Below are 20453 nucleotides of genomic sequence, written 5' to 3'. Positions count from 1 at the left end.
CTTCTGCTTGTCAGGCCTGTTCGAGAACGCCGCAGCGCACGCGCGAACCGGCATTGCCCGACGGGTCTGTGCGCCCGTCGTCGGCGTCCGCGTGGATGACCACGGCGGTGCCGTCTGCATCGAAGATCTGGTCGATCACGTAAGTGCGTGTGCCGTCGAGCGGCACCTGCACGCTCGCCGTGCCGTTCGCTGCGACCACCAAGTTCGGCAGATCGCCCAGATGGCTGCCGTCATTATCGAGCAGGCCGTGGCCCTTGTTGGCGGGATTGAGGTGCCCGCCTGCCGACTTGAAGTCGGGCAGGGCGCAGCGGCCCGTGGTGTGCAGGTGGAAACCGTGCTCGCCCGGCGTGAGCCCCTCGACCGTGACGGCGAGCTCCGCGCGGTCCCCAACGCCCAGCAGGCGCGCTTCGCCCGTGGGGTTGCCGTCCGTGTCGAGCAGGGTGGCGGTGGCGAGCAGTTCTTCGCCGGGTACCGGTGTGGTCGCGCATGCAGCGAGTGCGGCGGCGCAGGTGAGCCCGAGCGCGGCCGGGGCAACGCGTGTGAGCCTGGAAAGACGTGTCATGACAGGTGATCTCCTCCGTTTTCACCTGCCCAACGAAGAAGGGGCCGGATTGCTCCGGCCCCTTCCAGTGTTTCGTCGCGGAAGTCCGCTCGATTACATGCCCGAACCCGGACCGTAGGTGATTTCCACGCGACGGTTCTGCAGTTCGCGGACACCGTCGGCGGTCGGAACGCGGGGGTTCGCTTCACCGAAGGCTTCGCTGCTGATGCGGGCGTCGGGGATACCACGGCCGGTCATGTACTGACGGACCGAAGCGTTACGACGTGCCGCGAGGCCGAGGTTGTACTGAACGGTACCCGAACGGTCGGTGTAACCGGCCAGCATGACCGAAGCGTTGCCGCAGTTCTGGTAAGCCGAGATCGCGTTGTTCAGAACCGAGGCTGCTTCCGGAGTGATGTCCGAACGATCCCAGTTGAAGAACACGATGTACGGGCCCGTGTTGCACTGCACCTGCGGCGGGGGCGGCGGGGGCGGCGGCGGCGGGGGAGGCGGCGGCGGCGGCGGCGGCGGCGGGGGCGGCGGTGCCGGCGGTGCGCCGAAGTTGTAGGTCACCGTGCCCATCAGCGAGTGCGAGCGCAGGCGGCCTTCGAGCACGTCACCAAGACGATCGACCATTTCGATGTTCTGGGCGTTGAAGAAGCGATACTTCAGGCCGACATCGATGCGATCGGTCACCGGAGCGCGAACGCCCGCGAGGATCTGCCAAGCAAACCCGGTGTCCGAATCGTCGAGACCCGGCGCACCGTTGGTGTTGATGGTCGTCTGGACCTTGGTCCGGGCGACACCGACACCGCCACCGACGAAGCCCTGCAGGCCGTCATCGGGACCGAAGTCGGCCAAGCCGTTGACCATGAAGCTCAGCGAGTTGACGTAGCCGTTCGCCGGGAACTGGCCTGCGGGTGCGAGGCGCGTACCGGCACCGGCCGGGAAGCCGAGCGTGCCGACGATAAGCTGGTCGGCGTCGGCTTCACGGTAGCTCGCTTCGGCTTCGATCCGGACCGGGCCGAAATCGTAACCAACGAGACCGCCGAAGTCATAGCCGGCGTCGTAATCTTGGGTGAGCTGGTCTTCGACGCCATTGACGTCGAAGTCGAGGTCTTCGACCAGCATCGGACCGCCTTCGACCTGCACGTACCATTGGCTGTCACGTGCAAGTGCCGGCGATGCGAGCATCGTCGAAGCCATCGCCATTCCGATGACGATATTGCGCATTACTGTAATTCCCCTTTGTAATGATTGGGAGCCACCAGGAGGCCCCCACTTAACTTTTCCCCAGTTCCGAGGCAAGCAGACAGGCCCTCGTTTCCGTAAAGCGAAGACACTGTTGCAAGATTGCCTCATCAGCGAGAACGTCTCTTGATGGAAGCCGGGATCAATCCCTGTTCCTCCCGGCCCGCCAACGCTTCGTCAAACCGGCGGTTCCCGGCGGCGCTCTCAAATCCCCAGGCCGAAGGCGCGAAGTTGTGCGATCAGTTCCCCGATCGCGGAGCGCGCTTCCGTGTCGATCGTTGCACCGCCAGTGGGGATTGTGGGCAACGCGACCGTCTGCCAGCCATCGCGCCAATGAAGCAAGCCGCCCAGCGCGCGGTCGAATACAACGGTGCCTTCCGAAGGTTGCGCGTATATCCAGCTGCCTGCGACCCTGAACGCGAGCGCGCCCTCAAGCCCCGCCCACTCGCCCTGTGCTCCCGCACCCACGATCCAGCCCGTGCCCTCCGCAGGCTCCGCCGGAGGTGCATCGCTTTCCCCCTCCACGACGGGGCGCAGCAGCGCGTCGATCCGCGCAAGTGCCTCGTTCACGGTCGCTTCCTTCTGCGCCTGGGCGACGACCAGGAAAGGCAGAGCGTTGCGCGGCGATCGCGCTGCGAGTTCCAGTGGGATGGACATCAGTTGGTCTCCTGGGATGGGGCGGTGGGAAGGCGGACGGGGGGCGACAGACCACGGGTGCCGATCTGGCGAACCCACAGCGCCGCTAACGGGTGGAGTGCGCGCAAGTCTGCCCGTTGGGTCTGGGTTAGGGAGAAGCTCGGCCCGGTCACCTCCCACAGCGCATGTGGCGTTTCGAGCGAACCGAGGCCGACCTGATAGGTTTCGCGCTCCTCGACCAGCGGCATGTCCACTCCGTCCTGCCAGCGCCAGCCTCCGCGTGCCCTGCGCACCCAGCTCCACATCGCATCGCCCGCCGCTGTGAGATCGACCCGCGGGTGGACAGGGGTGAGCGGGCGCTGCGTGACGCCGGCAGAGCCAAGCGCGGCGTAGACGGGCTCGGTCAAGCCGACACCGGGAAGCGCAGCGATCTCCATGTGATCCTGCGCCGGGAGCGCGACCAGCCGGTGGTCGATCAGGATTGCGGCAGTGCCCTGCGGGTGGCCTGCAGCTGCGTGATGTTCGGTCCCTGCGCGCCCGCGCAGTAGGCCGGTCAAGCGCCAGTGCGCATCGCCGAGCGGTTCGGCTTGGCGGAACTGGAGCACTTCCTCGCCCAGCAGCAGCCGGTTCGCGCCGCCCAGCAGCGCGGGCATGTCGACCGATTGCAGCTGCATGCCGGCCGAGACCAGCGCGATCTCCAGCGTGGCCTCCGCCTCGAACAGCAGGCTGGGGGAGGGCGCGAGCGGTGCAACGCTGGCACCCTGGACCGTGTCGCCACGGCCCACCTGCCCGAGCGGAAGCAGCGCATCGCCCTCCACCGCCGACAGCGCGATCGGGCTGCGAGTACCCGCCATGCTGAGCGCGGCGTAGCGTTGCGGCGTCGCCGGATCGCCCGATCCGTCCCACGGCAGTTCGACATAGCGAAGCACGAGCTCGCCCGGCACTTCATCGAGCGGGGGCGGGCCGGAGCCCGGATCAGCAACCGAGCGCCCCGCAGGGAGCCGCGCGATCCGCTCCAGCCCCAGGTCGATCCCGTCGGCGTGCCATTCCCAGCTACTCACGCGCCAGACATCGCCGTGGCTAGCGCGCGTCACCACGGCCCCCGGCACGATTCCCGCCGCGGGCTCTGCGATCCGCCATTCGAGATTGTCGCGTGCGGTCAGGGCGCGGCGATGCAGCGCGGCGATCCGTCCCTGTGCGTCCGGTGCGGCAAAGGCCCCGGGGAACTCGATCTGCTCGCTCGCCCCGCCGACGCCCGGCGCACGCTGGAGCGAGGGCTGGTAGTCGCGCGCGGGATCGTAATAGCGCAAGGCCGCTGGCACCTCGCGCTTGGACGCGTCGCGGCGCACGCGAGGCTCGGCGCGATTCTCCCCATCAAGCCGACCGACCACCGGCGGTGGCAGCGCGATCGGCTCGCCGACCTCCACCGGCGACAGGGATAGGCCCTCGGCGGTCGCGCCAAGCGTCAGCGGGAAAACCTGTCCCACATGCGCCAGCAGGTCCGCGCGCGACCCGCCCTGATCGGCGAAGCCCCGCAGCCCCGCCAGCGGAGCACTAGCGCCAGCCGCAAGCGGGATGTCTTCAAGCAGGTCGACGACGTCGAGCGTACCGTCGGGCGCGGTCACCTCGAAGCTGAGCGCTGGGATGCGATTGCCGAAGCTGGCCAGCTCCAGGTCCTCGAACACCAGATAGGCGAGGTCGCGGAAGGCACAGCCCTGCGCGACCTTGTCTGCGACGATCAATGGATCGACTTCGTCGTCTCCGGTGCCCTTGTGCAGCCGCATGACCCCGCCGACTTTCAGGTCGCCCGCGCTCCCGCGCAGCAATGCGCCATCGGCCCAGATACGCCCTATCGCGGCGACTGGCCGGCTCGACAGCGCGACCGCGAAGGAGATCGCGTAGCTGTAGGTGGTGGTCTTCGGCTGCCCCTTGCCGCCGCTCGTCTGACTGCTTTCGACCAGTTCGGTCGCCCAGATGATTGCGCCGGGCACCCGCATCGTGCCGAACACGCGCGGCACCGGCTGGCCGTAGCTGGAGGTGGACACCGCCAGCTCGGTCAGGCGCGGGCCTTGGCGGGTCGGCGTGCCGATCACCGCGCTGTCGACCGCGCGGCCCAGCACCGCCCCGATCGCCCCGCCAATCGGCCCGCCGAGCGCGGTGCCGACCGTGGACAGGATCAGCGTTGCCATCATGTATCTCCTTGCGGATTGGCAGCGGGCCGCCAGCAGGCGAGCACGCGCCAGTGATCGGGCAGCGGGCTTTCGACGACCCGGCGAAGCCCGGCGTGGGCATGGACGATTCGGTGCCGACTTACGGCGACCGCCGCATGGACCTGCGCCGGGCCGGTCTCCAGAAGCAGGACATCGCCCGCGCGGCGTGGTGCGCGAATTGCGATCAGGCCCGCTGCTGCCAGCGCTTCATAGGGAAGCGCGAAGCCTCGGCGTTGCGGCCGGTAATCCGCTGGCAGCGCGAGAGTGATCTCCGCCGCGGCGAGGCTGGCCAGCACCAGCCCGATACAGTCGAGCCCGGTCGATGGATCACGCCCCTGCAAGCGGAACGGTGTGCCGACCAGATCGCCCGCCGCGCGTGCGATCTGGGATGCCCTGTCCATCAGCTGCGCGATGGGTAGCGGGCGACGAGGTCGTTGCCTGGCAGGAAGGGTTCGCCGCGAAAGTTCACCGCATTGGCGAAGCGGGTGGAGCAGGTGGCGATAGTGCGGTCGCAGCCCTCGCGCAGCTGGGCGCGGGTTCCCTCGCGCACTCCGGCCGGAATGCTGCTGTCGAGCACCAGCATTCCGGCCTCATCGGCGATAATGGTCTGGCGCAGGCCGAGCGCGGGCCCTTCCAGCCAGCGCAGCTCCCCGAACACGAAATCCGCGCTCGCGAGCTCTTCAAAGCCGACCGCATTGGCACTTGCTTCGATCGTCGCGACCTGCCGTTCTACCGTGAAGCGTACGGGCGACAGGTTGCAGCCGGGCCCACAAAAGCGCGCGCGGCATCCGGGGCTGGTGCGCGGGACCGGGTCTTCCTCCAGTGCAGCCTTGGCCGAATGCAGCTGAGCGGAGAAACCGTCGGCGACGGCTTCCGTCTGGCCGATCGTGCCCCAGTAATGCGCCTGGGCCTCGCCGCTCTGCCAGTCGATGCTGCCGATCGTCACCGCTGCGCCGTCGAAGCGGCCCGCTTCCAGATCGGCCGCCGAGATCGCGTCGTGCGTGATCGCGCCGTCCATCTGCGCGTCGTCGCCTGCAATCTCGCCCGTCAGGCGCAGCGCGGCGGGGCGGATGCCGGGCGCGGCGCGCAGCCGCACGTCTTCCAGCATCAGGTCGCGGTCGTGGCTGGTGAAGCCCAGCGTCACGCCATCGCGCCGCTCGATCCGCCAGAAGAAGGCGCGGGTTGCGAGGCGGTCCGTCTCGAATACCTCGCTCATGCCGCCTCCCTGATCTCGATCAGCGGCACGCTGGGTGCCTGCCCGGCGGCAAAACCGGCGGCGCTGATCGCCAGCCGGTCCTCGGCAAAGCGCACGGGCACGTCGAACAGGAAGCCCGCGCGCACTTCCGCTCCGTCCGCCGGGGCATCGTCGAGCACCACGAAGCCCAGCGGATCGAGCGTGAAGCTTGCGGTCTCCTGACCGCCGACCGAGACGCGCACCGTGCCGCTGTGGGGCCGGGTGATCCGCCGGACCTGCGGCTCGGGTCCCTCACCGTAGCGTTTGGCCAGCGCGAAGCGGGTGGTCTCGCCATCGCCGAGGCCGAGCAGCTGGTCGGCAGGGGTCGGCGCGCCCGTGGTGCCGTTGGACGAGAAATCGAACGGATCGGTGAGGCGAAAGCCGCGTGCGGGGCCATGGCGGGCGCGGAAGAAGCCGAGCAGGGTTGCCAGCTCGCTCTCCGAACGAATCCCAGGTCCGACATCGAAGCGCAACCGCGCGTCCGCCCACTGCGCGGTGCGGCGTTCGTGGCCCGAGGCGGTGACTAGCACCGAGGTCGAGAATTCGGGGCTCGCGCTGGCATCCGTGCCGAGTGTGAGCGGATAGGGGACGTCGTCGAAGTTCTGCATGTGGTCCTCGCGCTGGTCGGGCTGGGGCGGGGCAAGCCGGGTGTATCCGTCGCGTGCGATCTGCGGCAGCGCCCAGACGAACCGCTGGGTCACGCCGCGCATGCGCGCCTCGTCCAGCGCGGCGTCGATCCGCGCCCAGTAGGCGGGCGCATCTTCGGCGTTCAGCACGAAGCCCGCGAAATAGTCCTGCCGGTCGATCGGGTAGCCGAGCCGCGCATCGACATGCGCGTGAGCCGCGCGGCGGCGGGCATCGGCACCGGCGGTCAGCCAGTCGTAATCCTCCAACTGCAAGCGATCGAAGGCGGGCCAGGCCCAGCCGGTCGGCAGGTTGGCACGCTCGATCTCGGGCATCTGGCCGTCGAGGATCGTCGGCGTGAAGGCGAGCAGCAGCACCTCTGCCTCACCCCCGGCAGCATCGCGCACCGCCTGCGCCAGCGCGGCGGTGGAGGCGGCGAGCAGCGCTCCCGCCTGATCGAGCAGTGCCTTCTGCGCCTCATCCAGCGGTGCGCGCATATCCGCGATCACCGGCGGATCGCCGCCGAACGCGGCCTTTGCGGCATCGTCGTAGAGGCACGGTCCGAAGCTGCCCGGTATGACCCACCACCACGGCTCGCCGATCTGGAAGAGAACCGGCAATCCGGCGGCCTGCGCGATCTGCACGAACGCCGACGCGACCTGCCGCAGGTAGCCCATCGCCCCTGCATGCGCGGGCGAGAGCAGCGCAGAGGGCGGCTCCCACCCGGTCTGCGCAGGCGCGCCATCGTAGGCTCGCTGTTTCCAGTCGTTCCAGCAATGCGCGTCGAACAACTCGTAGGACAGCGACCAGATGACCTCGAACCCGGCGGCCTGCGCCTCCTCGGCAAAAGCCCGATGCCACGCAGCGCAGGCATCGTTGAGCACGCCGCCCGCGAGGCTGACGTAATGCCCGCTGCCAAGCGGTTCGAGCCGGAAATAATGGCTCATCCCGACATAGTGGACCACCCGCCCGCGATAGCCGAGCTGGCGGATCTGGCGGATCAGCCGCGCAGGCGTCTGGTTGAAGCAGTCGTCATAGGCGGTCGCGATCTGCTCGCCATGCTCGGGCAGCATGCTCTCGCCGATCTCCAGCATCGCATGCGCGCCGTCGCAGGCAATATCGCTCAGCTCGACCCAGCCATCGGCGCGCTGGGCCAGCGGATCGGCGCTGCCCGGCACGTAGCCGGGCGGCACCAGCGAGATGAACATGCGGTCGATGTCCTGCGGATGGACGGGCTCTCCGGGTAGTGTGAAGCCGCTCACCAGTGCCGAAAACGGCAGCGTCACCCGCGCGTCCTCGGGCGACCCCTCGGCGTAGTTCCACAGCCGGACATACCAGCTGCGCGCAGTGCCGCTCGCATCGCGCCCCTCGATCGTCAGCGTCGGCCCATTGACTGCGTCGAGCGGGATGATCCCGCCGCTGCGCCAGCGGAAGGACAGGACCGTGTGCGAATAATCGCGGTCGGTCGCGTAGCGATGCAGCGGATGGTCGAGCCTATCCACGCTCTCCCAGATCAACCCCGCGAGTTCGCCCGCGTGATGGAATTCGCAGGTCAGCCGCAGCGCATCGGGCGCGGTGGTGACCACGCTTGCCATCATCGGACGGGGGAAATTGACCGTCCAGAAGCGCGGGTCGAAGCGCTGGATATGGTCGTGCTCCTGCCCGTTGCGGGCAGCGCAAAGCCAGTAGGCCATCAGCTGTTCTCCATCGCCCGGCGCACCGCCGCCGCGATCTGCCGGCTGGAGCGTTCGAGCGCGATCGGCGCGGCGGTGCCCGCAGGCGCGGCCAGCTGGATCGCCACCTCGACCCGCCGCGCACCGCCGCCATGCGCTGTCAGCGGCACGACCCGCCCATCCGACGGAGGCACGAAGAGTTCGGGCCCGCGCTCACCGACCAGATAGCCGCGCTGCGCACTCACCGGGCCGCCGGTCGCGCGGCCGGGTAGGCCGAGCACACCGCCCAGCAAAGTGCCGACGATCCCGCCCAGCGGATTGTTCGCCCCGAAGATCTGACCGATCCCGAGCTTGAGCGCCTGGCTCGCGATCCGGTCGATCGCCTTGCTGGCGGAGGCCTGCAAATCCTCGAAGCCGAGGCTGCCGCGCCGGATCGCTTTCAGCAGGCTGCGTTCGAGAACGTCGCCCGCGCGTGAAAACCCGGCCACGAGTTCGCCGTTGAGGTCTTGCCGCATCCGGGCGACATCCTCGGCAAAGCCGCGCGTGTTGGCGCGCACGTCGATCAGCATTGCGTCGACCGGGTCGGCTGCAAGGTCAGGCATCGGGATATTGCTCCATCAGGCTGTCGAGGTCGCTTCGGTCAACGCCATCGCCAACGGGCGAAGTCGGACCGAGCGCGGCGGCGAGTTCGGCGGGGGTGGCGTGCCAGAACGCGTCCGGCGTCCAGCCCAGCGCCTGCGCGGCGAGCGCTGCCAGCGGCGGCACGCCGGGGGAGAAGGCGCGGGTCATCGGCCCTGCAGAATCGCGCCGAGCAGCGCGCGCAGCGGCTTTGTGGCGGCGGCAAGCCCGCCCGCCAGAATCGCTTCGCCCACAGCCTCGCGGGTCAGCCCCTCGCGCGATTGCAGGCAGTGCCAGAACAGCGCGGCGATTTCGGCCAGGCGCAGCTCGCCATTGGCTGCACGCTCGACCAGCGCGAATAGCGGTCCGAGTTCTTCCTCCGCCGCGACCAGCGCGGTGAGGCTGGGGCGCAGCACATGGGTCTCGCCCGCGATGCGGATCGCCGCTTCCCCGCGCAGGGGGTTGGGGGGCGGATTGGGTTCGTCACCCCGGACCTGTTCCGGGGTCATGCCGGGACGACCGGGCCCGAGCTTTCGAGCTGGATCGTGTAATTGCGCTCGCCGTTGAAATCGCCCGAATAGTCGAGCCGCTGGACGAGGAAGCGCCCGCGCAGCCGCGCGCCATCCTCGAACGACAATTCATAGTCATCGATCGTGCCCGCCAGCGCGTGGGTCCGCACCCGCGCCTCGGCATCCGAGCCGAGGAAGATGCCGCCCGCGCTGACCGAGACCGAGCGGGTGCCCGCGCCCGACAGCAATTCGCGCCAGCCGCCCGATTCCTTGTGCGTCACCACCACGCTGTCGCCGTTGATCGCCAGCTGCGTGGTCCGCAGCCCGGCGACAGTCTGGTAGGCGGGCGGGCCCCCGTTTTCTTGGGTGCCGTCGCCGATCTTGAGGAGGAAGGCGGAGCCTCTTTGTGCGGTCATGGGATGTCCTTTCGGGATCAGTCGGAAGCGAGCAGGCGGAAACGGTATTCGCGCAGCAATGCGCGGGCATTGAGCGCGCGGCGTTCGGCGCGGCCGCGCAGGAAGGCGGCGCTGACCACGCGGAAGCCGGACTGCTGCGCAGGCAGGGCGAGCGTGCGGGCATCGACCCGTGCGGCGATGTCCCCGCCGCTCGCCGGATCGTCGCCGTGCAGCCGCAGTTCGAGCGCGATGCGCACCTCGCGCCCGGCCTCGGTCTTGGTGCCCCAGTCGGTCGAGGCGGAGGCGACCAGTGCGAGCCACGGGGGCGAGGCGCGCTCCACCTCCGCCTCGTCGACCAGATTGATCGCGTCCATCAGCGCCGGATCGGCGCGCAGGTGATCGAGCAGCGCGGCGCGCAGCCGGGTTTCCATCAGTCGTCTCCGAAATGAGGCCAGAGCCGGTCGGGCGAGCGCCACGGATCGCCGCTCAGCCTGTGGGCCCGGGCGCGAGCTTCGAGGCGCTTGAGCGCCCGCCGCTCCAGCGCATGGGCCAGCCGGTCGAGCGCGGGCATCCGCACGCGGATCATCCCGGCCATCACGCCAGCCTCAGCACGCGCCAGGGCCGCCACAGCGCCGCAATCGCGGCGGGTGGCTCGCCGCCCGCAGCCTCGCCCTCGCGGTGGAGGAAGGCGGCGAAGCGCAGGATGCCGTGGCGCAAGCCATCGGGCAGACCGGGCCAGTCGGGCGCAAGGCCCGTCTCCAGCGTGACCACGACGCGGCTCAGGTAAGGACCGCTGCGCAGCCGCAATTGCGCCGAGCCGTCACCCGCCAGATGCAGGTCGTAATCCTCCTCGCCCAGCGCGGTGCGGGTGCCGTCATCGGCCAGCCGCTCGATCTTCGTGAGCCGCGCGATGGGTCGGCTGGCAAGCCGCGTCCATTCATGGCTCGCCTCCATCACCTCCTCGATGGTCGAGGCGATCGGAGTGAGGGTGGTGAACCGCTCGCACGCCTCCATCGCGGCCCCGATCAGGCCGGTCAGCTGGGCATCGTCGGCCGGGCGGGTGATGCCGAGCCAATGCTTGAGCTCGGCCAGCGCGGGCGCGAGATCGCCGGTCGCCAGCACCGTGCGTATCATGGCGGTCTCCTGAAATGATCGTCGTGAAAAGGGCGCCCGCGTCGGCCGGGGGAATGGGGGAGCCGACGCGGGCGCGGCGGCGCGGTTGCGGGAAGGGCCCGCCCGCGCCGCCCGGCGTCAGGCCTCGATCCGCAGCAGCTTGATCGCTGCGCTGTCGAGCACCTGCCCGCCGATCCGCTTGGTCGCGTAGAAGTGGACGAAGGGCTTGTTGGTGAAGGGATCGCGCAGCACCTGCGTCGCGCTGCGTTCGGCGATCAGATAGCCGTGGCGGAAATTGCCGAAGGCGATCGGGTACGCGCCGCCCGCAATGTCCGGCATGTCCTCCGCCTCGACCACCGGATAGCCCAGCAGCCGGTCCGGCTGGCCCTCGATCAGGCCGGGCTGCCACAGGAATGCGCCGTCGCTGGTCTTGAGCTTGCGCACCTCGGCCAGCGTGGTCGAGTTCATCACGAAGCTTGCGCCCTGGCGGTGGCCCGCCTTCATCGTGTGGACGAGGTCGATCAGCTTTTCTTCCGGATCGGTGCCGAAGCCGGTCGCATCGCCGGTGCCGACATATTGCACGCTGCCGAAGGTGCGCGCGGCATCGCCCAGCGTGCTGGTGGGGGCCTTGAGGAAGCCCTTGGGCTGGTTGGTGCCGGAGCCGTTGACGAAGGCGGCACCTTCGGCGCGGGCGAACTCCATCGCGATCTCGCTCGACAGCCAGGATTCCAGATCGAAGCCTGCGTCGTCGAGCATCGCCTGGCTCGCCGCCGGGTTGGCGTAGAGGTCGCCGCTGGGCGGGGCGATTTCCGCGAAGCTGGGCGTGTCGGTCTCGGGCCGCTCGGCCGTCTCGCCCGCCCAGCCGCTGGCGGTGCCGCCGGTGGCGACCAGCTTGCGATAGCCCGCGCTGCCGGTCTGGACGACCTGCGCCAGCGCGCGGATCGGGCTGATCTCGGTCAGCTGGCGGGCGATCATCGCATCGATCTGGCGCGGCACGGCATAGCCGCCATCGCTCGGGCTGGTGCCGGAGATCGACTTGATCTCATGCGTATTGCCACACCGCAGATAGCCATCGACGAAGCCCTTCACCTCGGTCTGGGCGGCACTGGTGGCGGCAAGTGCGGGGCGCTGCGCCGCACGTTGTGCGCCCTGGGCGATCCGGTCGACCCGCAGCTTAACCTCGTCGACTTCGGTGCGAAGATCCTCGACCTGCTGTTCCACCCGGTCCTGCCGGGCGACGACATCGAAGCTGGCGTCGATCGCGGTGGTGTCCGCGCTGGATGGGGGAGCGGGCTGAGCGGCGGGGGCAGTGGTGGGGAAGGGCATGTCCATAATGGCGATCTCTCTTTCGTTGGCACGGGAAAGACCCCCTCTCCTTGCAGGGGAGGGGGTTGGGGTGGGGCAGGCGAGGTTTGACGGGGTCGGAGGAAGTCAGGCGACCAGATGCACCCGCGCCCCATGCTGGAGCGGGTGGGTGACGAGGCTGATCTCGATCAGGTCGAGCGCGATCAGCTCGCGCCCCTGCGGTCCGCTATGCGCCGACCGCGCGCGGAACCCGAAGCTGAGGCCGGACACCGTGCGTGCCGCCAGCAGAGCAGCCGCGCGGCTGGCGGGCCGGTCGATCGCGGCGACCACGCGCAGGCCGCGCGCATCCTCGCCGACCCGCTCGACCCAGCCGATCCGCTGGCGCGGGTCGTGCTGCCACAGCAGCGGCAGGGGATCGCGGCGCTGCGCCAGAGTGGCGGCAAAGGCACCGGGGCGGATGGTGTCGCGCGCGGCATCGGCAATGTCGAACAGCGCGGCATAGCCGGCGATCCTCATCGCACCAGCTCCGCGACACCGAGCCGCACCGCGATCCCGACCAGAAGCGCCGCGAACACGCCGCGCACCAGCCACTCGATCGCGGCCTTCCACGCGCTCGCCTTGGCATCGCGCCAGGCCTGCAGCAGCTCGCGCAGCTCGTCGATATCGCCCGAGGCAGCCTCGTCCGACAGGCCGATCCGGGCGAGCGCGCGCGCCGCGCCCAGCTCACCCGCTTCCTCGGCAATCGCGCGCAGCGTGACCAGCTCCGCGCCCTCGGCCCGCGCCTGCGAGAGCAGCGCGGTAAGCATGTCTTCGGTGGTCATGACCGGTTCTCCTGCGGAGCGAGGCCGAGCATTGCGCGGCGTTCCTCGGGCGTGAGGAAATCCGCCTCGCTAACCTGCTTCCACAAACGCTCGCGATCTTCGGAAAGCGCGGGCACCCGGTCGAGATCGACCGCGATCTGCGCATCGGAGAACCACGGCGCCATCCCCGCGGCGATCCCACCGAAGATCTTGTCCGCCAGCGGCAGGAGGGTGAGGCGCCACAGCGCGCGGTTCGCCTCGCGGTAATTGGAATAGGTGTTGTCGCCCGGCAGGCCGAGCAGCATCGGCGGCACCCCGAAGGCGAGCGCGATGTCGCGCGCCGCCGCCGCCTTGAGCGTGGCGAAGTCCATGTCGGCGGGGCTCAGGGCCATGCTCTGCCAGCTCAGCCCGCCTTCGAGCAGCATGGGCCGCCCGGCATTGCCTTGGCCCTGGAAGGCGCTGGCGAGTTCGGCCTTCAACCGCTCGAACTGGTCCGCCGTCAGCCCCTGTCCGTCGCCCGGCTGGTAGACCAGCGCGCCCGAGGGTCGCGCCGCGTTTTCCAGCAGCGCATGGTTCCAGCGGCTCGCCGCATTGTGGATCGCGATGGCCTGCGCGGCGGCAGACAGAGCGCCCGCGCCATAGTGATCGTCTCCGGGGTTGAGGCATTTGAGGTGGATCAGCTCGAGCCACCCATCCTCGTCCTCCAGCGGGATCACATGCGTCTGCGCACCGAGATGATAGGCGAAGGCTTCGGGCCAGCCATCGGCGCGCTGGCGGATCGCCACCCGCTCGGGCCGCAACGCGAACAGCTCGACCGGCCTGCCGCTTGCGTCCTTCAGGATCTGGATGAACGCATTGCCGTGGAGCAACAGGTGCGCCGCGATCGTCTCGACCAGCGATTGGCCCGCGCTGGGCGCGGTGACGAGCGCGAGCAGCTCGTCCGCATCGGTGGAAACGGGTGCGGCCCCGACGCCCTCGGCCACGATCCGCACCGCGCGCTGCGCGACGGGGTTGGAGGCATAGCCCGCCTGCAGGCTGGTCGAATAATCGAACGGCGGCGCGTGGCTTTCCAGCGCGCTCGCCCAAGGCGAGGCGAACCCGCGCGCAATAGGCACACGGGCGCTCCCCCCGCCCTTGAAGGCGGAGATCAGGTCGGTAAACATGGACATGGCGTCTCCCGGGATCAGGCAGTCCCCCGGGCGGTTGGCCCGAAAGGGGGAAGCGATGAAATTAGGTCTATCAATCGTTCTGGCAGCGATGGCTGGAGCGGCCATGGCCCAGCCTGCGCTCGCGCAGGACCGCGTGGTCGAGGTCTCCGATGCCACGTGCCGCATCGAGGTGGGCAATGGGTCCAAGGCGCTGCTGATGCGCGCCGATACGGACGGTTCGGCGATCATCGGCCTCATGTTCAAGGCCGCGGTCGACACGCCCGGACGCCAGCGCGAAGGCTATTTCTACATGCGTCTCGACTTCTCGACCGGCGGCCCGGTGACCTACCGCGACGGCTTCGCGGGCGACTACGCCCAGGGCTACATCGCCGACATGAGCGTGGACGACCTCGCATGGATGCTGAGCGAGACGCCCGGGCGCTTTTCCTACGCGGTCGGCGGAACGGCGCAGCGCATTGAGGCGGACACGAGCGAGGACATTCCCGAGTTCAAGGCGTTCCGGACGTGTGTGGAAGGTCTGAAGGGCTAGCTGCGAGGTAGGCTCTTTCACATCCCCCGCACCCGCGGCCTTCCGCTCTTCCCCAGCATCAGCTCGCTCAGCGCCCAGACCAGCGCGTCGGCGCGGTCGGGGGAGCGGCCCGGGCCTTCGTAGCCGCCGCCCACGATTAGCCCGCACAGCTGGTCCTCCAGCTTCGCGAACAGCCCGGCGTGGCGCACGCGGCCTGCTTCGTAGAGCGCGGCGACCGGCTCGGCGCGGGCGGCCTTGCCGCGGCTGGCGTGGACCAGCTTCACCGGCAGCGACACATCCGCCGCGCGCAGCACGCTTTCGACCATCGCGCCGCCCTGGTTGGCCTCGGCGATCACACGGTCGGCCTCCCACTTCTCGGCGGCTCGTGCGACAGCGCGGGCCCATTTTTCGGGCGAGGCGCGCTCCACGCTTTCGTCGGCGAGGACGATGGCGAGCGCTTCTTCGTCGATGCCGCAGACTACGATGCCGCAAGCGTCGCCGTGGGCGCTGGCGGGGGGATCTACGCCTATGACGATGCGGGTGAGACCGTTGGTCTTGGTCGCTGCCCCACCCCCCGACCCCCTCCCCTGAAGGGGAGGGGGAGGAATGCGGCACATCTCCAGCATGGCGCGGGTCCACAGCGCGCCTTCGATATCTCTCAGCAGTTCGCCGTCGAGTTCCTGCCGCCCCAGCGTGGTGCTGGCGAACTGGCGGCGCATCCGGTCGACGAAGCGGGTGGGGAGGTTGTCCTCGTTGTCCCATGTCGTCCCGCGCGTTACCGCGACGTCGCCGGTTTCGGCCTCCTCCAGCAGTCGCCGGACCAGCGGCACGGCGCGCGGTGTGGTGGTCGCAGCGACGCGGGGGTGCTCACCCAGGCGCAGGCCCATCTGCAGGTTGTCCCACGCCGCCGTGGCACGCTCGCCTGCATTGTCCCACTTGGCAATCTCGTCGCACCACGCGTGGCTGTGCTGTGGACCGCGCAAGGATTCGGGCTCGGCGGCGGAGTAGCAATAGCCGCGCGCGCCGCCAGGCCACGAGAGCCGCCGCAGGCTCGGCTCCCATTGCGGAGCATAATCCGGCGGCGACACCGCGAGGATGCCGCTCTCCCCTTCGATCATGACGCTGCGCACCTCGGCCAGAGAGGCACCGACCAGCGCGATCCGGGCGTGCCGATCGGTGCGCGCGAGCATGCGCACCCATTCGGCACCCGCCCGCGTTTTGCCGAAGCCGCGCCCGGCGCAGATCAGCCACGTGTGCCAGTCGCTTGTCGGCGGCATCTGTTCCGCCCGCGCCCAGAGCGGCCAGTAGCGGGCGATCGCGTGGGCATCTCCTTTGCTCAGCGAGGCGTACCAGTCGAGCCGCGCCTCTGGGGCAAGTTTGAGCAGGTCGCCCAGCCAGTCAGCGCCCATCGCCGCCATCGGTCTGCGATGCGGCGCCGTCCTTGGCGAGGCGCTCGCGGATCGTGGCAAGCTTGGCTTCGAGCGAGGCGAACACCTCCGCCTCGTCCTGCCCGTGGCGCTTCGCCCTCTCGGTGGCGATGGCCTCGCGGTGTGCGGCGAGCAGGCGGATTGCGCTGGTGATGTCGAGCTTGCGGTCGGGATCGTGGCCGCGCAGGCTTGCCAGCACTTCCATCTCCAGATGCTCGTATCCCTCGTACAGCGCGCCACGCCATGCGGCGGCGAAATCCGCATGTTCGCGCCGGGTCTTGTAGGCGCGGCTGGGGGAGACGCCCGCCGCCCTTGCCGACGCGGACACGTTGGAGGTCGCGGCCAGCGCTTCGAGGAAATAGGTCCGCCAGTGGGTGCTGACCGGGCCTTCCGCCGGCGCGCCCGTCTGTCGGTCGATCAGGCGCGAGCGTTTGGCGCGCTCCCTTGCAGGCGCGCCCAGTGGTGTTTTTGTCATGACATGATGACCCCGGGGGCTGGCGATTGGTACGGCGGTCGATCCCGCTGCCGCCCGCACCATCGCGATGTTCCGTACCTCTAGGCGATTGTGTCTTTTACGAACCCAAGCCTGAGAATGGCAGAAATGCGTGAGTCAGCTAACCAATCAGGCTAAAGGCTGTCCGCACTATCCAGTACCCAAGCGGTGCCAGCAGAATGAATGCCAGCATCGTCGCTTCAAGTTCGGATCGGTCAGGTTTGCACATCGCGCGATCCAGACCCGAACGTGACGCTGTAGGACAGAACTTTTTACAAGGGCGGTTAGGCGCTATCCTTTGGCGACGGTTTTCCATCGAGTTCCGGCTTTCAGTTTGGGCGGCCTGACTTTAGGCCGGTCAGCCGGATGCACCCAGCCCTGCGGAGGCTCGTATTCCGAGGGGCGATTAATCAAGCCAGCTTTCCCTTGGACTTGAGCGGGCATTACGCAGCGCTCCATCATCACGAAGGAGATTTGACGCTTCGGCACCCCGAGACTCTTATATTCCACAGGAACTGTCTTGTCGGGTGGTATCGCTGCGAAGAGGGCCTTGCCCTTGGGGGCCAAGCGTTTCCGAAAGAACCGCGCGGTGGCGATTTGATCGGAGTCTGCGGATAGAAGAAAGGCGACATCATAAATGTCGTCTTCCCCGTCGCAGATGAGCGATAGGGCCACGTTTATGTCAGATTGCTTTTCGGAGTACCCATCACCTACAGGCACATGGTGCCCCTTTATTACATCCACACCGCGGGCAATTTGTGCCGCATTGAACAACTGATGTCTGGCTAGAGATTCTGGCAGATGCAGGGGCATGGCAGTGCAAAACACCACTTTCACCAATCGGCAGTTTTCGCCAGTCGCTAGCATCTCGCCAAGCTTCCAGAGGCATGCCCATTTTAGGTGATTCTGGCCGCTTTCCTTGATCGGATGATATAGGTTGAATCCATCCACGTAGAGCGCCGCCCTCCGCTCTTTCGACTCTTGACCTTCCGAATCACTCACGCTATATGCCCCAGCATCGATGCTGACCTGCTCTCAGGTTAGCGGGAGCCCCGGCTAATGCCGGGGCTTTTTCGTTTGGGCGGCTGTTTTATCTGACTTGGCTAATTTGCCAAGGCGCTCGCGAAACCGCCTTTCGTCATCGTCGCATTCAAGCTCGCGTGCAGCTTCCTTGAACTTCTCGATCTGTGGCTTCTCCGTCACGGTGAGGTGTCCTTGTTCGCGTTGCGGGGCATTAATGGTTCGTCTATATAGGAGCCAGAGCGGTGGAGCTGGGGGGAATCGAACCCCCGGGGTCGGAGATGGGAAGTCACTACCCCACACCAGGTCAGCCCCACTCTAGAGCGCCCCGTCCTAGTGACGGGGCGTTCGCACATCAGAAGGGTATATCCTCGTCTAGATCGTCGTAGTTGGTTGCCCCCCATTGGGCGGGGGCCTTCGGAATGTAGTAGACGCCCTTCTTGCCATCGACGCTATGGATGAGGCCCTTTTGACCCATTCGGTACAGCTTGTTCATGATGAAGCGACGCTCCTGCACCACCTTGTGGCGGCGGTAGAGTTCGATGATGATTGGATCGATGCCGATTTCCTCACCATTCGCTGAAGCGATGATATCGCGCATCTGTTGCTCAAGCTCATCCACCTTGGACAAGTTGAGTTGTTCCATCACTTCTGGGGGGAGGTCCGACAAGTCGCCGTAATCAGTCGGCACGGCGCGTAAGCGCTTGCGGGCGCTTTCCAGTTCGGAGGCGACCGAGTCCAAGTGGTCAGCACGCTCCAAAAGGCGCTTACCACGCGGCGGGTCTTCGATTTCCACAGACTGGGCAGAACGGCGCATTTCAAGGGCGAACGCCTTGACGGAGTCAAGCGCATCGGGCATAATAACCTCGCTAGAACAAGCCGGTCATCGCGTCGTTTTTCCGGACAGCGCTTTGACCGTATGGAAGCCCCGAGTCCCTAAGTGGGATTTGGGGCTTTCATGCATCTACGCATGATTCGCGCGAGCGGTCAAGCGCGTGTCTGCACTTCTTCCACGCGCTAGTCCCCAGAACTAACTTTCGGTTATAACCGTCGCGCCGTTCGCCATCTTCCATTCCGTCGCGCTCTTCTGGCAGTCTTGCGTTCAGTCTTCCGGCTGTCTTGGCCGCAATCAGTTAGCGACCCCATACGTGAGACGCTTGCCGACGATGCCCTTCACCGCTTCCGCGCCGCGCTGGCGATCATCGAAGCCGTTGGCGGTGCGGGTGTTGTAGCGGAACTCGTATTCAGCGAGGTAGCGGTGCAGGTGGTGTTCGGCACAGTGCTGGTACACGCCGCGCATACCGCGCTTGAAGATCGAGAACGCGCCTTCAACCGTGTTGGTGTGAATGGTGCGGTCTTTGAGGTCCACATAGTTGCCGGTCGCGTGGATGGTGGTGCCATGCTCGGCAAAGCGGCGACCGATCTTGCGATACATCTTGGCTTCGTCCGTCATGAGACGGGCTTCGCGGTGGATGTTATCAAGCACTATCGGGTGAATGTCGGCAGCGGTGGTGCCGGAAACGTGGAACCACTTGCTCTTGCCGCTGTCGCGATCAACCAGCGCGACAACAGCACGCTTGTGCGCCCAACCACGGCGGGTGGATACGCCAGCTTTGAAGCCGATGTAGGTTTCGTCAACTTCGACAGCGCCACCGCCGTTACCGAACGGCTGCGCCAGATCGCCGGAGCGCATCGCTTCACGAATGCGGTGCATCAGGAACCACGCGCTCTTGTACTGGACTTCCAGAATGCGACTCATCTGGTGGGCGCTGATGCCCTTCTTGCTCGACACCATGAGGTGAACGGCCTGTAGCATCTTGTAGAGCGGCAGGCGGGCGTGTTCGAATACCGTGCCGACCTTCACCGTGAACTGCTTGCGGCACTCGCCACACTTCTTGAGGCCGTGGCGCAGCTTGCCTTCCGGGTTCTTCTTGCTCGGCTTCGTGCGAACGCCAGATAGGTCGTAAACGCGGCCTCCAACCGTGCCGCAATGCGGACAGGTTACGCCATCCGCCCACACGATGCTTTCAAGGTATTCAAACGCCTTGGCTTCGTCGTGGAAATGGGGGCTGGAAAGTACCGACATTCTGCTTGCTCCTTACCCGTTTGGTTATAGCGGGAAGGGTTGGGTTTGTAAAGTACGCAATCGCCTACCTCTAACCAAAGAGCGTCACGATGTCAATGCTAAAATAACCTATCTGGTAAATTATCCGATCCACGCACGCGCTTGCGCGGGGTGGGCGGCTGGCCTAAGCGCTGGCGAAATCTGGGAGGGAGCGGCGATGCTGCGCGGTTTGTACAATTGGACGATGGAGAAGGCGGCGCATCCCTATGCGCAGTGGTGGCTCGCGTTCTTCTGCTTCGTCGAGGCCAGCTTCTTCCCCATCCCGCCGCACCCGCTGCTGGGCCTGATGTGCCTTGCCGAGCCGAAGAAGGCGATTCGCTTCGGCGTGATCGCCACGCTTGCCTCGGTTGTGGGCGGGCTGTTCGGCTATTTCATCGGCTGGGGCCTGTACGATCTGGTCGGCGAATGGCTGATCGGCGTGATCGGGATGACCGACAGCTTCCCGCGCGCCGCCTGCTACCTGCGTGAATACGACTGGGAGGCGATCGTGGTCGCCGGATCGACTCCGGTGCCCTTCAAGCTGCTGACGATCTCCGCCGGGTTCGTGAACATGAATATCGTCACCTTCATCCTCGCCAGCCTGGTGGGGCGCGGGATGATATTCTTCACCGTGGGCCTGCTGTTCCGCATCTTCGGCGCGCCGATCAAGGTCTTCATCGACAAATACCTGCCGTGGGTTACCGCCGCGTTCGTCGCGCTGGTGATCGGCGGAGTGCTGGTGCTGACCCAAGTCGGCCATGGTGACGAAACCGACGCCAACGATCCGTGCGCCGCGGTCCACAGCATCGAGGATCTGTGAGCG

26 protein-coding genes are annotated in these 20453 nt (G+C 67.3%); 2 read left to right on the top strand and 24 right to left on the bottom strand.

The window, feature by feature from the left end; all coding sequences use genetic code 11:
* Positions 1 to 10 precede the first annotated feature (10 nt).
* The 18 genes from VO57_002180 to VO57_002095 form a co-directional block, all read right to left on the bottom strand.
* Entirely contained in the window at positions 11 to 562 is a 552-nt protein-coding gene (locus tag VO57_002180; GenBank protein ID XBL70164.1) for a superoxide dismutase family protein, read from the bottom strand.
* A gap of 93 nt (positions 563 to 655) precedes the next feature.
* Positions 656 to 1774, bottom strand: a complete 1119-nt coding sequence (locus tag VO57_002175) for an OmpA family protein (GenBank protein ID XBL70163.1) — start codon at positions 1772 to 1774, stop codon at positions 656 to 658.
* 222 nt (positions 1775 to 1996) lie between these two features.
* The gene (locus VO57_002170; protein ID XBL70162.1) at positions 1997 to 2449 is read right to left on the bottom strand and encodes a DUF2793 domain-containing protein; all 453 of its coding nucleotides are present in this window, start codon (positions 2447 to 2449) and stop codon (positions 1997 to 1999) included.
* Entirely contained in the window at positions 2449 to 4617 is a 2169-nt protein-coding gene (locus tag VO57_002165) for a phage tail protein (protein XBL70161.1), read from the bottom strand. Before VO57_002165 ends, VO57_002170 begins: the two co-directional genes overlap by 1 nt.
* Complete coding sequence (locus tag VO57_002160) at positions 4617 to 5039, bottom strand: NlpC/P60 family protein (protein ID XBL70160.1); 423 nt, start codon at positions 5037 to 5039, stop codon at positions 4617 to 4619. Before VO57_002160 ends, VO57_002165 begins: the two co-directional genes overlap by 1 nt.
* The gene (locus VO57_002155) at positions 5039 to 5854 is read right to left on the bottom strand and encodes a DUF2163 domain-containing protein (protein ID XBL70159.1); all 816 of its coding nucleotides are present in this window, start codon (positions 5852 to 5854) and stop codon (positions 5039 to 5041) included. Before VO57_002155 ends, VO57_002160 begins: the two co-directional genes overlap by 1 nt.
* Positions 5851 to 8190 (bottom strand): DUF2460 domain-containing protein, encoded by a 2340-nt coding sequence (locus VO57_002150; protein ID XBL70158.1) that lies wholly within the window; start codon positions 8188 to 8190, stop codon positions 5851 to 5853. The genes VO57_002155 and VO57_002150 overlap by 4 nt, the downstream gene beginning before the upstream one ends.
* Entirely contained in the window at positions 8190 to 8771 is a 582-nt protein-coding gene (locus VO57_002145; GenBank protein ID XBL70157.1) for a tail tape measure protein, read from the bottom strand. The genes VO57_002150 and VO57_002145 overlap by 1 nt, the downstream gene beginning before the upstream one ends.
* A complete protein-coding gene (locus tag VO57_002140; GenBank protein XBL70156.1) occupies positions 8764 to 8958 on the bottom strand; it encodes a phage tail assembly chaperone in 195 nt (64 codons plus the stop codon). The genes VO57_002145 and VO57_002140 overlap by 8 nt, the downstream gene beginning before the upstream one ends.
* Positions 8955 to 9296: a gene transfer agent family protein gene (locus tag VO57_002135; GenBank protein XBL70155.1), complete on the bottom strand. Its 342-nt coding sequence runs from the start codon at positions 9294 to 9296 to the stop codon at positions 8955 to 8957. Before VO57_002135 ends, VO57_002140 begins: the two co-directional genes overlap by 4 nt.
* Positions 9293 to 9712: a phage major tail protein, TP901-1 family gene (locus VO57_002130; GenBank protein XBL70154.1), complete on the bottom strand. Its 420-nt coding sequence runs from the start codon at positions 9710 to 9712 to the stop codon at positions 9293 to 9295. Before VO57_002130 ends, VO57_002135 begins: the two co-directional genes overlap by 4 nt.
* 17 nt (positions 9713 to 9729) lie before the next feature.
* Positions 9730 to 10122, bottom strand: coding sequence for a DUF3168 domain-containing protein (locus VO57_002125; GenBank protein XBL70153.1), 393 nt, complete (start codon positions 10120 to 10122; stop codon positions 9730 to 9732).
* Positions 10122 to 10286 carry a hypothetical protein gene (locus VO57_002120; GenBank protein XBL70152.1) on the bottom strand — a complete coding sequence of 55 codons (165 nt, stop codon included), beginning with the start codon at positions 10284 to 10286 and terminating at the stop codon, positions 10122 to 10124. The genes VO57_002125 and VO57_002120 overlap by 1 nt, the downstream gene beginning before the upstream one ends.
* Positions 10286 to 10825 (bottom strand): phage head-tail connector protein, encoded by a 540-nt coding sequence (locus VO57_002115; GenBank protein ID XBL70151.1) that lies wholly within the window; start codon positions 10823 to 10825, stop codon positions 10286 to 10288. Before VO57_002115 ends, VO57_002120 begins: the two co-directional genes overlap by 1 nt.
* 117 nt (positions 10826 to 10942) lie before the next feature.
* The gene (locus tag VO57_002110) at positions 10943 to 12130 is read right to left on the bottom strand and encodes a phage major capsid protein (GenBank protein XBL70150.1); all 1188 of its coding nucleotides are present in this window, start codon (positions 12128 to 12130) and stop codon (positions 10943 to 10945) included.
* A 105-nt stretch (positions 12131 to 12235) separates the two neighbouring features.
* On the bottom strand, positions 12236 to 12625 hold the full coding sequence (locus tag VO57_002105) for an HK97 family phage prohead protease (protein XBL70149.1): 390 nt from the start codon (positions 12623 to 12625) through the stop codon (positions 12236 to 12238).
* On the bottom strand, positions 12622 to 12930 hold the full coding sequence (locus VO57_002100) for a DUF6127 family protein (GenBank protein ID XBL70148.1): 309 nt from the start codon (positions 12928 to 12930) through the stop codon (positions 12622 to 12624). Before VO57_002100 ends, VO57_002105 begins: the two co-directional genes overlap by 4 nt.
* Entirely contained in the window at positions 12927 to 14078 is a 1152-nt protein-coding gene (locus tag VO57_002095) for a phage portal protein (protein XBL70147.1), read from the bottom strand. The genes VO57_002100 and VO57_002095 overlap by 4 nt, the downstream gene beginning before the upstream one ends.
* 103 nt (positions 14079 to 14181) lie before the next feature.
* Here VO57_002095 and VO57_002090 point away from each other — a divergent pair, with 103 nt between their 5' ends.
* Positions 14182 to 14607 (top strand): hypothetical protein, encoded by a 426-nt coding sequence (locus VO57_002090; protein XBL70146.1) that lies wholly within the window; start codon positions 14182 to 14184, stop codon positions 14605 to 14607.
* 17 nt (positions 14608 to 14624) lie between these two features.
* Here VO57_002090 and VO57_002085 read toward each other — a convergent pair whose 3' ends face one another.
* The 6 genes from VO57_002085 to VO57_002060 form a co-directional block, all read right to left on the bottom strand.
* Entirely contained in the window at positions 14625 to 15995 is a 1371-nt protein-coding gene (locus tag VO57_002085) for a terminase family protein (GenBank protein XBL71382.1), read from the bottom strand.
* Positions 15985 to 16488 carry a hypothetical protein gene (locus tag VO57_002080; GenBank protein XBL70145.1) on the bottom strand — a complete coding sequence of 168 codons (504 nt, stop codon included), beginning with the start codon at positions 16486 to 16488 and terminating at the stop codon, positions 15985 to 15987. Before VO57_002080 ends, VO57_002085 begins: the two co-directional genes overlap by 11 nt.
* Before the next feature lie 309 nt (positions 16489 to 16797).
* Entirely contained in the window at positions 16798 to 17508 is a 711-nt protein-coding gene (locus VO57_002075; GenBank protein XBL70144.1) for an NYN domain-containing protein, read from the bottom strand.
* A gap of 54 nt (positions 17509 to 17562) precedes the next feature.
* Positions 17563 to 17709, bottom strand: a complete 147-nt coding sequence (locus VO57_002070; protein ID XBL70143.1) for a hypothetical protein — start codon at positions 17707 to 17709, stop codon at positions 17563 to 17565.
* Between the two features lie 172 nt (positions 17710 to 17881).
* On the bottom strand, positions 17882 to 18385 hold the full coding sequence (locus tag VO57_002065) for a hypothetical protein (protein XBL70142.1): 504 nt from the start codon (positions 18383 to 18385) through the stop codon (positions 17882 to 17884).
* A gap of 270 nt (positions 18386 to 18655) precedes the next feature.
* A complete protein-coding gene (locus VO57_002060) occupies positions 18656 to 19612 on the bottom strand; it encodes an IS1595 family transposase (protein ID XBL70141.1) in 957 nt (318 codons plus the stop codon).
* 196 nt (positions 19613 to 19808) lie between these two features.
* On the opposite strand from VO57_002060, the gene VO57_002055 reads away from it, so the two are divergent.
* Positions 19809 to 20450 (top strand): YqaA family protein, encoded by a 642-nt coding sequence (locus VO57_002055; GenBank protein XBL70140.1) that lies wholly within the window; start codon positions 19809 to 19811, stop codon positions 20448 to 20450.
* Positions 20451 to 20453: the final 3 nt, after the last annotated feature.

It is taken from the genome of Citromicrobium bathyomarinum (assembly GCA_001306305.2).
In the GTDB taxonomy this organism is placed as follows: Bacteria; Pseudomonadota; Alphaproteobacteria; order Sphingomonadales; family Sphingomonadaceae; genus Alteriqipengyuania; species Alteriqipengyuania bathyomarina.
Note: the sequence above shows the minus strand (reverse complement) of the source record. Positions and strands in the feature narration are given on the sequence as shown.

Excerpts from the sequence above, each read along its gene's own strand:
- VO57_002180 (XBL70164.1), bottom strand. The coding sequence starts at position 562 with ATGACACGTCTTTCCAGGCTCACACGCGTTGCCCCGGCCGCGCTCGGG.
- VO57_002175 (XBL70163.1), bottom strand. The coding sequence starts at position 1,774 with ATGCGCAATATCGTCATCGGAATGGCGATGGCTTCGACGATGCTCGCA.
- VO57_002170 (XBL70162.1), bottom strand. The coding sequence starts at position 2,449 with ATGTCCATCCCACTGGAACTCGCAGCGCGATCGCCGCGCAACGCTCTG.
- VO57_002165 (XBL70161.1), bottom strand. The coding sequence starts at position 4,617 with ATGGCAACGCTGATCCTGTCCACGGTCGGCACCGCGCTCGGCGGGCCG.
- VO57_002160 (XBL70160.1), bottom strand. The coding sequence starts at position 5,039 with ATGGACAGGGCATCCCAGATCGCACGCGCGGCGGGCGATCTGGTCGGC.
- VO57_002155 (XBL70159.1), bottom strand. The coding sequence starts at position 5,854 with ATGAGCGAGGTATTCGAGACGGACCGCCTCGCAACCCGCGCCTTCTTC.
- VO57_002150 (XBL70158.1), bottom strand. The coding sequence starts at position 8,190 with ATGGCCTACTGGCTTTGCGCTGCCCGCAACGGGCAGGAGCACGACCAT.
- VO57_002145 (XBL70157.1), bottom strand. The coding sequence starts at position 8,771 with ATGCCTGACCTTGCAGCCGACCCGGTCGACGCAATGCTGATCGACGTG.
- VO57_002140 (XBL70156.1), bottom strand. The coding sequence starts at position 8,958 with ATGACCCGCGCCTTCTCCCCCGGCGTGCCGCCGCTGGCAGCGCTCGCC.
- VO57_002135 (XBL70155.1), bottom strand. The coding sequence starts at position 9,296 with ATGACCCCGGAACAGGTCCGGGGTGACGAACCCAATCCGCCCCCCAAC.
- VO57_002130 (XBL70154.1), bottom strand. The coding sequence starts at position 9,712 with ATGACCGCACAAAGAGGCTCCGCCTTCCTCCTCAAGATCGGCGACGGC.
- VO57_002125 (XBL70153.1), bottom strand. The coding sequence starts at position 10,122 with ATGGAAACCCGGCTGCGCGCCGCGCTGCTCGATCACCTGCGCGCCGAT.
- VO57_002120 (XBL70152.1), bottom strand. The coding sequence starts at position 10,286 with ATGGCCGGGATGATCCGCGTGCGGATGCCCGCGCTCGACCGGCTGGCC.
- VO57_002115 (XBL70151.1), bottom strand. The coding sequence starts at position 10,825 with ATGATACGCACGGTGCTGGCGACCGGCGATCTCGCGCCCGCGCTGGCC.
- VO57_002110 (XBL70150.1), bottom strand. The coding sequence starts at position 12,130 with ATGCCCTTCCCCACCACTGCCCCCGCCGCTCAGCCCGCTCCCCCATCC.
- VO57_002105 (XBL70149.1), bottom strand. The coding sequence starts at position 12,625 with ATGAGGATCGCCGGCTATGCCGCGCTGTTCGACATTGCCGATGCCGCG.
- VO57_002100 (XBL70148.1), bottom strand. The coding sequence starts at position 12,930 with ATGACCACCGAAGACATGCTTACCGCGCTGCTCTCGCAGGCGCGGGCC.
- VO57_002095 (XBL70147.1), bottom strand. The coding sequence starts at position 14,078 with ATGTCCATGTTTACCGACCTGATCTCCGCCTTCAAGGGCGGGGGGAGC.
- VO57_002090 (XBL70146.1), top strand. The coding sequence starts at position 14,182 with ATGGCCCAGCCTGCGCTCGCGCAGGACCGCGTGGTCGAGGTCTCCGAT.
- VO57_002085 (XBL71382.1), bottom strand. The coding sequence starts at position 15,995 with ATGGGCGCTGACTGGCTGGGCGACCTGCTCAAACTTGCCCCAGAGGCG.
- VO57_002080 (XBL70145.1), bottom strand. The coding sequence starts at position 16,488 with ATGACAAAAACACCACTGGGCGCGCCTGCAAGGGAGCGCGCCAAACGC.
- VO57_002065 (XBL70142.1), bottom strand. The coding sequence starts at position 18,385 with ATGCCCGATGCGCTTGACTCCGTCAAGGCGTTCGCCCTTGAAATGCGC.
- VO57_002060 (XBL70141.1), bottom strand. The coding sequence starts at position 19,612 with ATGTCGGTACTTTCCAGCCCCCATTTCCACGACGAAGCCAAGGCGTTT.
- VO57_002055 (XBL70140.1), top strand. The coding sequence starts at position 19,809 with ATGCTGCGCGGTTTGTACAATTGGACGATGGAGAAGGCGGCGCATCCC.